Origin of the sequence: Sphingobium agrisoli (assembly GCF_041877245.1) — a bacterium.
Taxonomy (GTDB): domain Bacteria; phylum Pseudomonadota; class Alphaproteobacteria; order Sphingomonadales; family Sphingomonadaceae; genus Sphingobium.
On record NZ_JBHDJI010000008.1, the window covers coordinates 175,600 to 191,887 of the forward strand.

Below are 16,288 nucleotides of genomic sequence, written 5' to 3' on the forward strand. Positions count from 1 at the left end.
GCGCTACTCCGCGGCTTCGAGCGGCAGGATGCGCCTGCTCTGCCGCGCCTGCCGGGCATAGTCCTGCTGCCAGTCGCTCGGTCCGTTGCTGGCAGACACCTGCACCGCCGTCACCTTATATTCGGGGCAGTTGGTCGCCCAGTCGGAATAGTCGGTGGTGATGACGTTCGCCTGCGTTTCGGGGTGGTGGAACGTCGTGTAGACGACGCCGGGCGCGACCCGATCCGTCACGAGCGCACGCAGCGTGGTCTCGCCCGCCCGGCTGCGAAGAGTCACCCAGTCGCCATCCTTGAGGCCCCGGTTCTCCGCGTCGCTGGGGTGGATTTCCAGCCGGTCCTCGGGATGCCAGGCGGTGTTGGCAGTCCGCCGGGTCTGCGCGCCGACATTATAGTGGCTAAGAATACGTCCGGTCGTCAGCAGCAGCGGGAAGCGCGGGCCGGTCTTCTCGTCGGTCGGCACATAGTCGGTGACGACGAACTTGCCCCGCCCCCGCACGAAGCCGTCGATATGCATGGTCGGTGTGCCGTCCGGCGCGGCGTCGTTGGCCGGCCATTGCAGCGAGCCTTCCTGATCCAGTCGGTCGTAGCTAACGCCCGCGAAGGTCGGAGTGAGCGCCGCGATCTCGTCCATGATCCGCGCCGGGTGGTCATAGGTCCAGCCGAGGCCCATCGCGTTCGCCACCATCTGCACGATCTCCCAGTCGGCATAGCCCCGACCATTTGGGCCATTCAGCGGCGCCATCACTTTGCGGACGCGCTGGATGCGGCGCTCCGCATTGGTGAAGGTGCCATCCTTCTCCAGGAAGGTCGATCCGGGCAGGAAGACATGGGCGTAGTTGGCGGTTTCGTTGAGGAACAGATCCTGCACCACCACGCATTCCATCGCCGCAAGGCCGGCGGCGACATGATGGGTGTTGGGGTCGGACTGGAGAATATCCTCGCCCTGCACGAACAGCCCCTTGAACGCGCCATCGGTCGCTGCATCGAGCATGTTGGGGATACGCAGCCCCGGCTCGGCGTCTAGCGCAACGCCCCAGGCATCCTCGAACAGCTTGCGCGTGGCCGCATCCGACACATGGCGGTAGCCGGAAAACTCGTGGGGGAAGCTGCCCATATCGCACGCGCCCTGCACGTTGTTCTGGCCGCGCAGCGGGTTCACGCCCACGCCCTCCCGACCGATATTCCCCGTCGCCATGGCAAGGTTGGCGACCGCCATCACGGTCGAGCTGCCCTGGCTATGCTCGGTGACGCCCAGACCATAGTAGATCGCGGCATTGCCGCCCGTGGCGTACAGGCGGGCGGCGGCGCGCACCTCTTGGGGATCGACGCCGGTCAGCGGCTCGATCGCTTCCGGAGAGCGCGCGGGCTGCGACACGAAATCGGCCCAATCCTGGAATTCGTCCCAGTCGCAGCGTTCGCGGATGAAGGCTTCGTCGTAGAGCTTTTCGGTCACGATCACATGCGCCATCGCGGTCAGCATCGCGACGTTGGTGCCGGGGCGCAGGGGCAGATGATGCTCCGCCTCGACATGGGGCGACCTGACGAGATCGGTGCGGCGCGGGTCGATGACGATCAGCTTCGCGCCCTGCCTCAACCGGCGCTTCATGCGGCTGGCGAAGACCGGGTGTCCATCGGTCGGGTTCGCGCCGATGACGAGGAGAACGTCCGACTGCATCACGCTGTCGAAATCCTGCGTGCCGGCCGAGGTGCCGAAGGTGGTCTTGAGGCCATAGCCGGTCGGCGAGTGGCAGACGCGCGCGCAGGTATCGACATTATTATTGCCGAAGCCCTGCCGGATCAGCTTCTGGACGAGGAAGGTCTCCTCATTGGTGCAGCGGCTGGACGTGATGCCGCCGACGCTGCGCGTGCCGTACTTCGCCTGGATGCGGCGGAATTCGGACGCGGTATGGGCGATCGCCTCGTCCCAGCTGACTTCGCGCCAGGGTTGGTCGACGGACGCGCGGATCATGGGATTGAGGATACGCTCCTTATGCTGGGCATAGCCCCAGGCGAAACGGCCCTTGACGCAGCTATGGCCGCGATTGGCCTTGCCGTCCTTCCACGGCACCATCCGTACCAGTTCCTCGCCCCGCATTTCCGCGCGGAAGGTGCAGCCGACGCCGCAATAGGCGCAGGTGGTGACGACCGCGCGGTCGGGTGTGCCGGTTTCCACGACCTTCTTCTCGATCAGGCTGGCGGTCGGGCATGCCTGAACGCACGCGCCGCAGGAGACGCATTCGGAGCCGAGGAAATCCTCGCCCTGGCTGGGCGAAACCTTGGACTCGAAGCCCTTATTCTCGATGGTGAGGGCGAAGGTGCCCTGCACCTCCTCGCAGGCGCGCACGCAGCGCGAGCAGACGATGCATTTGCTGGGATCGAAGTCGAAATAGGGGTTCGACTGGTCTTTCGCCTGCCCCATGTTGGTCGCGCCATCATAGCCATAGCGCACATCGCGCAAACCCACCGCGCCCGCCTGATCCTGCAACTCGCAGTCGCCATTGGCCGCGCAAGTGAGGCAATCGAGCGGATGGTCGGAGATATAGAGTTCCATGACCCCGCGCCGCAGTTGCTTCAGCCGATCGGTCTGGGTGCGGACGACCATGCCATCGGCGATCGGCGTGGTGCAGGAGGCGGGAAAGCCGGCGCGCCCCTCCACCTCGACCAGGCAGAGGCGGCACGAGCCGAAGCTTTCCACGCTGTCGGTCGCGCAGAGTTTGGGGATGGACCCGCCCGCCAGCGAGGCGGCGCGCATGATGCTGGTGCCTTCGGGCAGGGTCAGGCTCTGGCCGTCGATGCTGACGGTGACGGTCTTGCCGGTCGCCAGGGCGGGCGGGGTGCCATGATCGGTTTCGCGGGAAAAGCTCATTCCGCCGCCTCCTTGATAGGCGCAGGCGCGCCGAAATCCTCGGGAAAATGGTCGAGCGCGCTCAGCACCGGATAGGGGGTGAAGCCGCCGAGCGCGCAGAGCGAGCCATATTTCATCGTGTCGGCGAGGTCGCGCAGCAGCGTGGTCTGCGCTTCGATCGAGACGTCGATCCGGTCGGGCGCGCGGGAATAGAGGGCCTTCTTCAATCCGCCGTGCTCCTGCGAAAGCAGGAGCCCAGGGCCGGATTGCGCGACATCGCCCTGGGCTCCGGCTTTCGCCGGAGCACGAGCGCTTATGATCCGGTCCATGATCTCCACGCCGCGCGTCGATCCGATGCGGCAGGGCGTGCATTTGCCGCAGCTTTCCGCCGCGCAGAATTCCATCGCGAAGCGCGCCATATGCGCCATGTCGACGCTGTCGTCGAAGACGGTGATGCCGGCATGGCCGATCAGCCCGCCCGCAGCCGCGAACGCTTCATAATCGAAGGGCAGATGGAACATCGACGGCGGGAAATAGGCGCCCAGCGGCCCGCCCACCTGCACCGCGCGGACCGGGCGGCCGCTCGCCGTGCCGCCGCCGATGTCGTCGACCAGTTCGCCCAACGTGATGCCGAAGCCGATTTCATAGAGGCCGCCATGCTTCACATTGCCGGCAAGCTGCACCGGCATGGTGCCGCGCGAGCGGCGGAAGCCGACCGCCGCATAGGCTTCCGCGCCCTCCGAGAGGATGAAGGGCACGGCGGCGAGGCTCAGCACATTGTTGATGACGGTCGGCTGGCCAAACAATCCCTTGATCGCCGGGAGCGGCGGCTTGGCGCGCACCTGCCCGCGCTTGCCCTCGATGCTGTCGAGCAGCGCGGTTTCCTCGCCGCAGACATAGGCCCCCGCCCCCTCGCGCACCTCCAGCGTAAAGGGCGCGACGAGGTGCGCCGACGCATCGATCGCGGCGCGCATGGTGCGGACGGCGAAGGGATATTCGCTGCGGATATAGATATAGCCATGCGCCGCGCCGACCGCATGGGCGGCGATCGCCATACCCTCGATCAGGCAATAGGGGTCGCCCTCCGTCAACACCCGGTCGGCGAAGGTGCCGCTGTCGCCTTCGTCGGCGTTGCAGACGATATATTTGGGGGAGGCGGGGGCGTCGAGCACGGTCTGCCACTTGATGCCGGTGGGGAAGCCCGCTCCGCCCCGGCCACGCAGGCCCGACGCCTTGACCGCATCGACCACCTGCTGTGGGCTGAGGGCGCGAGCGGCGTCCAGCCCCTTCCACCCGCCATGCGCGGCATAGTCGGCGAGGCTCAGCGGATCGGTGATGCCGCAGCGGGCGAAGGTGAACCGCTGCTGGCTGGCGAAGAAGGGCAGCTGCTCGACCGGGCCGAGACGCGCGGGGTGGGTGCCGGCGAGCACCGCCGCCGCGTCACCCGGGACGACCGGACCATAACCGATCCGCCCTTCGCCGGACTCCACCTCGACCAGCGGCTCGATGCTGAAAAGTCCGCGCGATCCGGTCCGCACCACCTCACAACCTGCATCGGCAAAGGCGCGCGCCACATCGTCCGCGCCGAGCGCGACCGAGGCCATGTCGCCGCTGACGTACACGCGGGTCATGCCGCCACCTCCAGCGCGATGCGGTCGAGAGCGGCGGCGTCGATCCGCGCGACGGGCCGGCCGTCGACCAGCGCATTGGGGCCGATGGCGCACAGCCCCAGGCAATAGACCGGCTCCAGGCTGACCTGACCGTCGGCGCGGGTGTCGCCCATCGCCACGCCCAGGCGCCGCGCCGCCTCGGCCTCGACCGCCGCGCCGCCGCGCGCCTGGCAGCTTTCGGCGCGGCAAAGCTTCACGACATGGCGGCCGGGCGCGCTGCGGCGGAAATCATGATAGAAGGTGACGACGCCATGCACGTCCGCGCGGCTGAGGTTGAGCGCCCTGGCGATGGCGGGCACCAGCGCGTCATCGATGTAACCCGCCTCCTCCTGCACGGCGTGAAGCAGCGGGAGCAGCTGATCGCGGCCATCGCCATGGGCCGCTACCCAGCTTTCGATATATGCGTCCATAGAGGATGATCCGTCGTCGCTTTCCGAGGCGACAGCGTGCCGCGCGGATGGCCCTTGGTCAAATTGATCCGGCCTATGTGTGATAGAGCAATCCTATCAGTCGGCGCGAAAGCCCGGCGGCAGCCGGAGCTGGCGCGCGACGCCCAGCACCGCCTGCGCAAGGGGGCCGACGGGCGTGCTGTTGGCGACGATCACGCCGACCCTGCTGCCGTCGTCCATGTCGGGCAGCGGCACGGTGCGCGCCCAGGTGAGGCCGTCGAGCAACGTCGCATGGCTGTCCGGGATGATCGAGCAGAGGCGGCCATGCTGCACCAGCGCAAGCAGCGCGATATAGCTGTCGGCGGTCACCAGCGGGCGAATGGCAAGGCCGCGCTCGGCGAGACGCGCGTCGAGGATACGGCGATTCTGCATCCCCTGATGGAGCAGGCAAAGCGGCAGGCTCGCCAGGTCGGGCCAACCGAGCGGATCGGGCACATCTGCGCCGCCAGTCGCGCTCACCAGCATCGTGCGTTCGGCGTAGAGCGGGACCGAGAGCGCGTGGGCCGGCGGCTCGAAATCGAGGTAGGTGATGCCGGCGTCCAGCTCGAACGCCGCCAGATCGCGCTCGATCTGGCGCGAGGTCAGGGCGCGCACCGACATGGCGAGCCCCGGATGCCGGTCGAGCATCGCGCGCGCCAAGCTACCGACGATCGGCATGGCGGCAGGGATGGCGCCCAGCCGCAATTCGCCCTTCAGCGGGCCGCGCGCGGTTTCGGCGGCCTGTTCCATGGCTTCGGCGGCTGCGACCAGCTGGCGCGCCCAGGGGAGGATCGCCTCGCCCTCGGCCGTCAGTCCGACGAATTTGCGGTCGCGGCGGATCAACCTCTTGCCCAGTTGCGCTTCGAGCGAGGCAATGCCAGCCGAGAGGCTGGGCTGCGAGACGTTGCAGGCGGCGGCGGCGCGGGCGAAATGGCCTTCGCGTTCGATGGCGAGGAAATATTCGACGAGCCGCGTCTGCATGGGGCGGCACGATAGCGCAAAGCGCCGCGCCCTCATAGGACAGACCTATAAGCGGTCAATCCTCCACTATCGCGCTGTCGCGGCGGGTGTCGCGCATGCGGAGATAGACGATCAGCGACAGGGCGATCATGCCTGTCACATACCAATAGAAGCCTCGCTCCCACCCCGCCTCCTTGAAGCGCAGCGCGACATATTCGGCGGTGCCGCCGAACAGGGTGTTGGCGAGCGCATAGGGGAGAGCGACGCCGAGCGCGCGGATATGCGCCGGGAACATCTCCGCCTTCACCACCGCGTTGATCGACGTATAGCCGGTGACGATCACCAGCCCGCCCAGAACCAGCAGGAAGGCGGTGACGGGATCGCGCGTCGTTTCCAACGTGGCGAACAGAGGATAGGTGCAGATCACGCCTAGCAGGCCAAAGCCGACCAGCAGCGGCTTGCGCCCGATCCGGTCGCTCAGCGCCCCGGCGACCGGCTGGAGCAGCATGAACAGGAACAATGTCCCGCCATTGATGCGCGAGGCGGTTTCCCGGTCGAAGCCGCTGGTGTTGACCAGGAATTTCTGCATGTAGATCGAATAGGCATAGAAAGCGAGGGTGCCGCCGGCCGTCATCAGCATGACCGTGATCGCCTCGCGCGGGTGATGGCGGAACAGGGCGAGCAGTCCCGATGGAGGGGCGCCGCTGGTCTTGGCCTTCTCGAAACTCTCGGTCTCGGCCAGGCCGCTGCGGATCCAGAACACCACGACCGCAAGCGCCGCGCCGATCGCGAAGGGGATGCGCCAGCCCCATGCGTCGAGCGCGGCCTCGCTCAGCACCGTCTGAAGCGCGAGCAGGACGCCGATCGCAAGCAGTTGCCCGCCGATCAGCGTCACATATTGGAAGGAGGAAAAGAAGCCGCGCCGGTCCTTCCCCGCCATTTCCGACAGATAGGTGGCGCTGGCGCCATATTCGCCGCCGACCGAAAGCCCCTGCATCAGCCGGGCGAGCACCAGCAGCGCCGGGGCGAGCAGACCGACGCTTTCATAGGTGGGCGCGATCGCGATCAGCAGCGACCCCGCGCACATCAGCGTCACCGACAGGGCAAGCCCGCTTTTTCGCCCCCGATGGTCGGCGTAGATGCCCATGATCCACGCGCCGAGCGGCCGCATGAAGAAACCCACGGCGAATACCGCCGCCGCGCCGAGCAACTCCGCGGTGGAATTGTCCGACGGGAAGAAATGCGGCGCGAAATAGAGGGTGAAGGCCGCATAGGCATACCAGTCATACCATTCGACCAGATTGCCGGTCGATCCGCCGATGATGGCTTTCGCGCGATCGCGGGCGGAGGGGCTTCTGCTGTCGATGGGAGATGTCGTCATGCCACTCTGCCGGTCGGGGAGCGGCCGGCCTAGCATGGTGGCAGCGCAAGGTGAAGGATGGCCCGCCGGGGCATGCCGCCTGCTTTCGACAGACGCAGCCGATCGCGATCAGGACGACCCTAGCGTTTCACTGATTTCCGGCCGGACAGAGGATCATGCCCTCGCGACCAGCTGGTCTATTGGTCCAAAGATATTGCCTTCGGCAGACAAAGCGACCCTGTCGCCAAAGGCCATGAAGGGCGTGCGGGGGCTGCCGGTCTCGATCATTTCGATGGCGCGACGCTCGGAAATGCAGGCGGAGCCGACTTTGGCATAGTCGGCGTTGGATACAGTGCCCGATCCGATGATCGTTCCGGCGACGAGGTTGCGGGTGCGCGCGGCGTGGGCGACAAGATCGTGAAAGCCGAAGGCCATTTCCCGGCCATTCGGGCTGCCGAACCACCGGCCGTTCAGCCTGACGTGGAGCGGCAGGTGGACGCGGCCGTCGGCCCATGCCCCGCCCAGTTCATCGGGCGTGACCGCGAAGGGCGCGGCTGAACAGGCGGGCTTGGCCTGAACCCAGCCGAACCCGGTCTTCATCTCGATCGGCGCGATGGCGCGCAGCGACCAGTCGTTGATGAGGAGGACCAGCTTGATATGGGGCAGCGCCTGTTCCGGCGTGACGCCCATCGGCACAGCGTCGGTGATGACGCCATATTCGCCCTCGAAATCGATGCCGTCCGCTTCGGTCGGCAGCGGCACGTCGGCATGGCCGGGCAGGAAGCGATCGGACAGGCCCTGATACATGAGCGGGCGGTCGGTTTCGATCGGCGGCAGGTTGAACGCCTGCTGCATCAGATCGCCATGCTGGGGGAAGGCGGAGCCATCGAGCCACTGCCAGGCGCGGGGCAAGGGGGCGAGCAGGCGACCATGGTCGAGCGTGTCGCCCGAGCCATCCTCCAGCCGCGCCGCGAGCGATCGCAGCGCTGGCTCTGCGACGCTCCAGTCCTCGATGGCCTGCTGTAAAGTGCCGCCCGCGTGCAGACAGCGCCGCGCGTCGCGCGACACGATGATCAGCGCGCCGTCGGGGGTGCCGTTGTCGAGCGTGGCAAGGCGCATATCAGTCCTCGAAGATGGCGACGGCGCGGGTCCAGCCCGCCGACGCGCCCTTGATCTTGTGCGGGAAACAGCTGACGGTGAAGCCGTTGCCGGGCAGCGCTTCGAGATTATGCAGTTTTTCGAGGTGGCAATAGCCGATGTCGCGGCCCGCCTTATGTCCTTCCCAGATGAGCGAAGTGTCGCCGGTTTCCTTCACCTTCTGCGCGGTATGGGCGAACGGCGCGTCCCAGCTCCAGGCGTCCGTGCCGGTGACGCGCACGCCGCGCGAGGTCAGATAGATGGTCGCCTCATAACCCATCCCACAGCCGACATTGACATAGTCGGGCCGGCCCAGCGCCTTGCCCGCCGCCGTGTTCACCAGCACGATGTCGAGCGGTTGAAGGTCATGGCCGATGCGCGCGAGCTCGTCCTTCACATCCTGCGCGGTGACGACATAACCATCGGAAAAATGCCGGAAGTCGAGCTTCACCCCCGGGCGGAAGCACCAGTCCAGCGGCACCTCGTCGATGGTGATGGACCGCTCGGGTTCGCCGTCCTTGGCGTTCATCGTCGGATGGAAATGATAGGGCGCGTCGAGATGCGTGCCGCTGTGGGTGGTCAGCTTCACCCATTCCGACGCTGCGAAGCCCGCCTCGTCCGGCGTATCCTTCGCCGTCACGCCGGGGAAGAAAATGTCCAGCTCGGGCGCAGTGTCCATATGCGTCTGGTAGCTGATCTCCGGCTTCAGGAAGGGTGGATCGCTGACCACATCGTTGCAGAGGGTGATCGACAGGTCGACGAAACGGCGGGTCATGGCACAAGCTCCGGCGGGGAATAAAAGCCCGCCGGCCGGTCGCGCCAAGGGGAGAAGGCGCGGCCGACCGGCGGCATCACAGGCGGGCGAGCCTGTATTTCAAAACAAAAAGGACGCTTCATGATCCGGTCACGCCGTCCCGCCACCAAGCGTTTCGGCAAACCAGTCGGAAATCAGATCGCGGCCATAGGCCATATTATCGGCGCCGACATGTTCGACGCCGCCCTCGCGCGAGGTGAAGATCATCTTCTCGCGGCGGGGGCTGTTGACCAGCTGGTCGTAAAGATCGTCGGCATAAGCGACGCTGATCTGGCGGTCGTTCGCGCCGTGGGTAACCAGGAACGGCACCTTGATCCGGTCCATATGGCCGTTGAGGTTCATCGCTTCCGACTTGGCGAGGAAATCCGCCTGGTCCTTCGCGCCGAAGGCCCAGTGGACATGCGCCCAATAATGGGGGACGGGGTTCTCGCCCTCGCGCGCCATGCGCCGGTCCTGCACCTCGCGCCAATTATGGTTCGCGCCCCATACCGCGCCGCTGGCGAAGCGGGGCTCATAGGCCACCGCGCGCGGCGCGAAATGGCCGCCCAGGGAAATGCCGGTCATGCCGATCCGCTTGGGATCGACCTCGGGCTGCCGCTCCAGCCAATCCACCGCCTTGCTTGCCCAGCTTTCGCTGTGCGGATCGACAGGCAGGCCCTGCAGCCGCAGCGCTTCGCCCGATCCGGGCTGATCGACGCACAGGGTGGAAATGCCCCGCCGCGACAGTTCATGCGGCAGCCGCGTCCAATAGAGCAGTTCCTTGCAGCTATCGAGGCCGTTGCAGAAGACTACGACCGGCTTTTGCCCCTCGCCCGGCGCGCGGGTGAAGAGCGCGGGTATGGTGCCGGTCGCGAGCGGAATCTCGACCCGCTCGCGGTTCAGCTTGCCCAAAGCCGTAGATCGGTCGAACGCCGACCGAGCCCTGGCATATGTTTCCTCACGCCCCGGCGCGCCATGCCCCTGCATACGTTCGGCGGTGAACAGATAGAGCGACGCCCGCTCCAGCTTGTTCGAGGCGGAGAAAGCTCTGCCCTTCGCTTCGTCCTCGGCCGCCAGGTCGAGCAGCTTGTCCCCCATCCCCGCCCACGCCTTCATGAACATGGGCGTGCCCGCGTCGGCCCCGTTCGCAGACGCATCCTTGATGGGCTGGCACATGTCGACGATCTCGCCGATCTGCCCACCGCTCTCCATCGCGATCGCGACCGACAGGTTCCAGATATAATTGGGGAAGGGCTCGTAGAGTGCCATAAGTCAGAGGCTCGCCGGCGTGAACAGGCAGGGGTCGGGATGCGGATGCGGCATGGTCTGCGGGCCGCCGACGCCAGTGCCCCATTGATCCATGACTTGCGGCCCCGGAATGTGCACCTGATGGACATGCGCGTCGAAATCGACCTCGTCCAGTTCCGACGTATATTCGACGGCAAAGCCGCCCGGCGTGGTGAAATAGCTGAATGTGTTGTTGCCAGCCGTGTGGCGACCCGGCCCCCAGCGAATATCGGTGCCGCGCTTCTTCAGCCGGCTCGCGCCGCGAAACATGTCGTCCACCGTCAGCATGTCGTAGGCGACATGGTTGAGGCAGGGTGGCCCCGGCAAAATGGCGAGGCGATGATGCGCCGAGTTGCAGCGCAGGAAACACATGAAGTCGCCCAGCCAATCGCTGACCCTGAACCCCAGCACGTCGACAAAAAACTTCACCGCCGCCTGATGGTCGGGCGAGTGCAGCACGATATGGCTGATCTTGACCGGCATGCCTTCCCAGCGCTGCATGTCGCGCCGATCGCCGCGCGCGACGTCGCTCGAAATCTCGAACGGCAGGCCATCGGGCGAGAAGAAGCGGAAGCCGTAACCGCCGCCCGGCCCGGTCAGCTCGCGCGCCTCGTGGATGATCTTGCACCCCGCCTCTGCCACGCGGGCCTGCAGCGCATCGACATCGGCGCGACTGTCGGCGGCCAGCGCGATCACCTCCACGCAGTTGCTTGGCGAACGATGCAGGCGGACGACATGATGCTCGTCATGGCCGTGGGTCTTGAACCAGATGGTGTCAGGGTCCGACGCGACCTCCACCAGACCCCAATCATCGGCATAAAATGCCCGCTCGGCGTCGAAATCCTCGACCCCGTAGCCGACAAAGCGAATTTCCGTCACGCGGCTCATCACATCTTCCTTCAGATAGGCTCGGCGGTGCGGGCGAACATCGCCGCCGTCGCCCGAGCATTGTCGATGGGTTCGCCCTCGCCGATCTGCCCGCGACAGATTGACAGCGAGAGATCGCAGACGAAGCGGCAGCGATCCGCGCGCCGGGTGTGATAGGCGGCGAAGGCGGCCTGGGGCGTGTCGTGGCGGGCGACTTCCTCCGCCAGCACGACGGCATCCTCTATCGCGAGCCCGGCTCCCTGGCCGAGATGCGGCGTCGTCGCGTGGACCGCGTCGCCCAACAGGACGATACGACCGCGATGCCAGGGGCCCTCCAGGAACAGATGCTCGAGCGGCCGATAGACGACTTCATCATCGTCCACGATTAGGTCGGCGAGAGCCCGGATGGCCGGTGACGCCTGCGCCAGCTTGGCGCGCATCGCCCCGGCAAGGCCAGCTTTTGGATAATGCGGGTTGCCGGGCTCGGGGGTCGTCACGAACATATACATCGTCTCGGCGCTCATCGGCACCAGGCCGACTCCGGTGGGGCCGTTGAAGACATGCAGCGCATCAAGATCGTCAGGGCGCGGCAGATTGTACCGCCACACCGCCTGTCCTGCGAACGCCGGGCGCGGTGCTTCCGGGAACAGGCGCGCGCGCAGTTGCGAGTAAATGCCGTCCGCGCCGACGACGAAATCGAATCGGCCACTGGTTCCGTCGGCAAACGTGACCGCAACGCCGTCGGCTTCGTCTTCCAGGCCGGCGAGCGTCGCGCCCTTACGCACCTCCACGCCCAGTTGCCCGGCGCGGGTGAGCAGAACATCGTGCAGCTTGCGGCGGCTCATCCCGACATTGGGCGGATAGCCTTCAGCGAGGCGCGGCGAGGGAATGCGCGCGACCAGTTGGCCGTCGGGCGCGTGGATCGCGACCTGATCGAACGGCACACCGGCATCGACATAGGCATCTGCGAGGCCGAGTTGCGCCATCGCGCGTACGACATTGGCCTGCTGTATGATGCCCACGCCATAGATCGACCAGCGTGGTTCCCGTTCGATCACAGTCACGCGCTGGCCGCTGCGCGCGAGCGCCACGGCGGCGGTGAGACCCCCAATCCCGCCGCCGACGATCAGACAGCGTTCTCCTTCCACCAGCCTCTCCAGATCGACTATATTAGAATCACGACTCTAAATAAGCCGTGCGTTTCCGTCAACGCTCCCGGCCACCCCGCGTGCCGAAAATATCCGCCGGCAGGCGCAACGCCGCGACGCAAGACAGCAGCAACAGCGTCACGAACACCGCGCCTGCCGGCAAGAGGCCGCTCAAACGCCCGGCGCCTTCGCCGCTGGCGGCGGCGAAATAGGCGGAGCCGATGAGCGCGATGCCCAGCGCCCCGCCGATTTGCTGAGCGGTTCGCAAGGTCGCGCTGGCGGTGCCAGCAAATGCCCGATCCACGTCGGCGACGACGACCGGCGGCAGCGGCCCGGCGATCATGCCCATGCCCATGCCGGCGAGCCCGAGCAGAGCGATCAGCGCCACGCCGCCCCCTATTCCCTGCGCCAGCAGCGCCAATGCCAGAGCGCCGCCAATCGCCATGACCGCCGCGCCGCTGACCAGAAGCCAGCGCCCGAATCGGGGCAAATAGCGCTTGCCGATCAGGCTGATCCCGGCCATCACGCCAAGGCCGAACGGCATGTGAAGCAGCGCGGTCGCCAGCGGCGACTTGCCCAGCCCCTGTTGCAGCGTCACCGCCAGAACCAGCAGAAAGCCGGCCGCGGACGCGGCGAAGGCCAGGATTGCCAGCAGCCCCCAGCGAAAGGTCCGCAACTGAAACAGCGCTGGCTCGATCATGGCCGACAGGTCGCGCTTGCGTCGAGCGACGGCGCGCGTCCAGCCCGCTACGATCGCGGCAATGCCGACCGCGGCGCTCAGCAAAGTCCAGGCGGGCCAGTTATGTTCCGCCCCGTCGATCAAGGCGAGCAACAGCCCAGCGAAGCCGGCAGCGAAAAGCGCCGCACCCGGCAGGTCGACTCGCAGACGGTGACCGGCGTCCTTGTGCGGAATGGTGCGCACGCCCAGCCACAGGGCGAGCAGCCCGATCGGCAGGTTGATGAGAAAGATCAGCCGCCAGCCAAGGCCCAGCAGGTTTGCTTCGATCAGCAGGCCGCCGACGATCGGCCCGACAATGGCCGCCAGCCCCCCGATCACGCCGAACCATGCCAGCCGCGCAACTCGCTCCAGCGGGGTAAACAGGATCTGCACGATCGCCATCACCTGCGGCCCCATCATCGCACCGGCCCCGCCCTGGAGCAGACGCGCGACGACCAGTTGCTGAGGGGTCTGCGCCATGCCGCACAACGTCGACGTGGCGATGAATGCGCCGACCCCGATCAGGAACATGCGGCGATGGCCGAACGCATCGCCCAGCCGCCCGCCCAGCAGCAGCAACGATCCCAGCACAAGCAGATAGCCCGCGACGATCCACTGCATCGCGGCCGGCGACGCGCTCAACGTCTGCCGGATCACGGGCAGGGCCGTGTTCACGATCGTGGTGTCCGCCACTTCAAGCACAAGTGCGATCAGCACCGTGACGAAGGCAAGCGTGCGTTGCCGATCGGTCATCGTCTTCCCGGCCCCGTTGCCGCCTGTTGCGTCCGCCACCCTCTCCATCCCATCCCCACGCGCTTGTTGCCGGCCGCCCGCTTGCGCGCGACAAATTAAAATCATCCTTCTATTATCGTTCAGATTGCCCTATCGTCAAGCAGAGCGACGGTGCCGCATCCAGCTGCAACAGCCGCGCTGAAGGGGAGTAGATGCGTTGAATGCTTCATCAGCAACGCGCACGCCGGGCGTGCCGCAAGGATTGACCGTCATCATCGCCGGCTTTCTGCCGATCATGGCGATCGTGTCGATGTTCCCGGCGGTGCCGGCAATGATCCAGCATTTCAGCGCCGATCCCAACGCCGGGTGGAAAGTGCCGGCGATGGTTTCCGCGCCAGGGCTGACGATCGCGGTGGTTGCGCTTTTCGTCGGCATGCTGGTCGACAGGTTCGGCCGGCGCAAGCTGCTGCTGGTCTCCACCCTCTTCTACGGCTTCTTTGGGGCGGTGCCCTTTCTGCTCGAATCGCTCGACGCCATTTATGCCTCGCGCCTGCTTCTTGGGCTGAGCGAGGCGGCGATTCTGACGACGCTCAACACCCTCATCGCGGATTATTGGGACGAGCGCGGCCGGCGCAACTGGTTGACGCTTCAGGGATTGATCGGGCCGGGTCTGTCGTCGCTGATGATCTTCTTTGCCGGAACGCTCGCGGCGTGGCGGTGGAACGGCATCTTCCTGCTCTATCTGGTCGCCTTCCCCATCTTCCTCGCAATGCTGCGCTACATGTATGAGCCTCAATCCGAACGGGCGGCAGCCGCCGCAGCCGCGCCCGCCGGCGCGACGCCGTGGCGCGTCTTCGCGACGATCGGGGGCGTGACGCTGTTCTCCTCGATCCTCTATTATGTCTTCATTATCAATGGCGGGCTGGTCTGGCAGGAACTGGGGGTCAGCGATCCCGGCAAGATCGGCCGGATCACCGCGCTGCCTAGCCTGTTCGTGCTGCTGGGCGCGGTCATTTACTGGCTGCTCGGGCGCAACGGCGTCAGCTCACGTGGGCAATTATCCGCATTCCTGGCGACGCTGGGTGCGGGACTTGCGATCATCGGCCTCGCGACCGACTGGCGGATGATGGTGCTGGGCATGGCGGTGCAGCAGACCGGCGCGGGCATGGGGGTCGTCACGCTGATCTACTGGGCGCAGGGTCAGTTGCCCTATGCCCATCGCGGCCGCGGCATGGGGGTATGGACCGCCTGCTTCTTCTTCGGTCAGTTCGTCTCGCCGCTGATCGTCAGCATGGTTCGCGCGCAGACGGGCACGATGCAGGGCGCATTCCTGATGGCCGGGATCGTCGGCATCGCCGGGGCGGCGGCTGCATTGGTCATCATCGGGCGACCGAGTTCCGTGACGAGGGCAACCGCATGATCCGGCAGGCTCCCTCGGTTGCGCTGCGCCTCGCACTGCTGGCCACCCTTGCCGCCCCGTTGCCAACGGCGGCGCAGGCGCCGCCCCGGTTCCGCTATGACGTCATCGACGCGCCGTTACAGACCGGCGCGGTACAGTTGCCGACAGCACCCCGGACCGGCGCGGATCGCGAGCAATGGATGCTCCAGAACGGGTCAATCGGTGTCCGCAACATATCGCACCCGACGCTGACGCCTGTCCTGCCCGCAGGTCCGTCCACCGGGGCTGCGGTGATCGTTGCGCCGGGCGGCGGCTTTCTCGGCCTCGCCATCGATGCGGAAGGTTGGCAGGTCGCGCGCTGGCTCGCCAATCATGGCATTGCCGCCTTCGTGCTCAAATATCGCGTGCTGCCGACGCCGCGCGACAATGGGATTTGGGAAGCGGAGTTCAACCGCATGATCGCGGGCGAACAGGTCAGCTTCGCCAACCCGAAGGACACGCCGTTCGAAGCGCTGGCCGATGGTTTGGCCGCGCTCGCCCATGTCCATGCCAACGCAGCGGCCTATAAGGTCGATCCCAAGCGTATCGGCTTCATGGGTTTTTCGGCGGGCGGTTTCCTGACCCGCTCGGTTGTCGCGCAGGGCGGCGCGCAGATGCCCGCATTCGCCGCCCCGATCTACCCCAAAATGACGGCCATGGCAGTGCCCGCTGACGCGCCCCCCATGTTCGTCACGATCGCCGCCGACGATTTTCTGCTGCGCGGACTGGATGGCTTCCCGTTGATCGATTCGTACCGCAAGGCGGGTCGCCCGGTCGAATTCCACTTGCTCGCCAATGGCGGCCACGGGTTTGGGCTCGGGCGTACTGGCACGGCTTCGGAGGGATGGATCGAGCAATTCTACCGCTGGCTGGGCAGCATCGGAATGCTGAAAGCCGGCGACTGAG

General features: G+C 66.3%; 13 protein-coding genes. 2 read left to right on the plus strand and 11 right to left on the minus strand.

Features of this window, described 5'->3' with window-relative positions; genetic code table 11:
* Positions 1 to 3 precede the first annotated feature (3 nt).
* The 11 genes from fdhF to ACETPF_RS14625 all read right to left on the minus strand — a co-directional run bounded on the left by fdhF (position 4) and on the right by ACETPF_RS14625 (position 14,004).
* Positions 4 to 2,865: a formate dehydrogenase subunit alpha gene (fdhF, locus tag ACETPF_RS14575; protein ID WP_373935263.1), complete on the minus strand. Its 2,862-nt coding sequence runs from the start codon at positions 2,863 to 2,865 to the stop codon at positions 4 to 6.
* Positions 2,862 to 4,475, minus strand: coding sequence for a formate dehydrogenase beta subunit (locus tag ACETPF_RS14580; protein ID WP_373935264.1), 1,614 nt, complete (start codon positions 4,473 to 4,475; stop codon positions 2,862 to 2,864). Before ACETPF_RS14580 ends, fdhF begins: the two co-directional genes overlap by 4 nt.
* Complete coding sequence (locus ACETPF_RS14585; RefSeq protein ID WP_373935265.1) at positions 4,472 to 4,924, minus strand: formate dehydrogenase subunit gamma; 453 nt, start codon at positions 4,922 to 4,924, stop codon at positions 4,472 to 4,474. The genes ACETPF_RS14580 and ACETPF_RS14585 overlap by 4 nt, the downstream gene beginning before the upstream one ends.
* A gap of 96 nt (positions 4,925 to 5,020) precedes the next feature.
* A complete protein-coding gene (locus ACETPF_RS14590) occupies positions 5,021 to 5,923 on the minus strand; it encodes a LysR family transcriptional regulator (RefSeq protein ID WP_373935266.1) in 903 nt (300 codons plus the stop codon).
* A gap of 55 nt (positions 5,924 to 5,978) precedes the next feature.
* The gene (locus ACETPF_RS14595; protein WP_373935267.1) at positions 5,979 to 7,283 is read right to left on the minus strand and encodes an MFS transporter; all 1,305 of its coding nucleotides are present in this window, start codon (positions 7,281 to 7,283) and stop codon (positions 5,979 to 5,981) included.
* A 153-nt stretch (positions 7,284 to 7,436) separates the two neighbouring features.
* Entirely contained in the window at positions 7,437 to 8,381 is a 945-nt protein-coding gene (locus tag ACETPF_RS14600) for a fumarylacetoacetate hydrolase family protein (protein WP_373935268.1), read from the minus strand.
* A gap of 1 nt (position 8,382) precedes the next feature.
* A complete protein-coding gene (locus ACETPF_RS14605) occupies positions 8,383 to 9,174 on the minus strand; it encodes a cyclase family protein (protein WP_373935269.1) in 792 nt (263 codons plus the stop codon).
* 129 nt (positions 9,175 to 9,303) lie between these two features.
* Positions 9,304 to 10,461 carry an alpha/beta hydrolase family protein gene (locus ACETPF_RS14610; protein ID WP_373935270.1) on the minus strand — a complete coding sequence of 386 codons (1,158 nt, stop codon included), beginning with the start codon at positions 10,459 to 10,461 and terminating at the stop codon, positions 9,304 to 9,306.
* 3 nt (positions 10,462 to 10,464) lie between these two features.
* Entirely contained in the window at positions 10,465 to 11,367 is a 903-nt protein-coding gene (locus ACETPF_RS14615; RefSeq protein WP_373935271.1) for a VOC family protein, read from the minus strand.
* A gap of 11 nt (positions 11,368 to 11,378) precedes the next feature.
* The gene (locus ACETPF_RS14620) at positions 11,379 to 12,494 is read right to left on the minus strand and encodes an FAD-dependent oxidoreductase (protein WP_373935272.1); all 1,116 of its coding nucleotides are present in this window, start codon (positions 12,492 to 12,494) and stop codon (positions 11,379 to 11,381) included.
* 58 nt (positions 12,495 to 12,552) lie between these two features.
* Complete coding sequence (locus ACETPF_RS14625) at positions 12,553 to 14,004, minus strand: MFS transporter (RefSeq protein WP_373935273.1); 1,452 nt, start codon at positions 14,002 to 14,004, stop codon at positions 12,553 to 12,555.
* A gap of 157 nt (positions 14,005 to 14,161) precedes the next feature.
* On the opposite strand from ACETPF_RS14625, the gene ACETPF_RS14630 reads away from it, so the two are divergent.
* Together ACETPF_RS14630 and ACETPF_RS14635 are read left to right on the plus strand one after the other, a co-directional pair.
* On the plus strand, positions 14,162 to 15,364 hold the full coding sequence (locus tag ACETPF_RS14630) for an MFS transporter (RefSeq protein WP_373935274.1): 1,203 nt from the start codon (positions 14,162 to 14,164) through the stop codon (positions 15,362 to 15,364).
* Positions 15,361 to 16,287: an alpha/beta hydrolase gene (locus tag ACETPF_RS14635; RefSeq protein WP_373935275.1), complete on the plus strand. Its 927-nt coding sequence runs from the start codon at positions 15,361 to 15,363 to the stop codon at positions 16,285 to 16,287. Before ACETPF_RS14630 ends, ACETPF_RS14635 begins: the two co-directional genes overlap by 4 nt.
* Position 16,288: the final 1 nt, after the last annotated feature.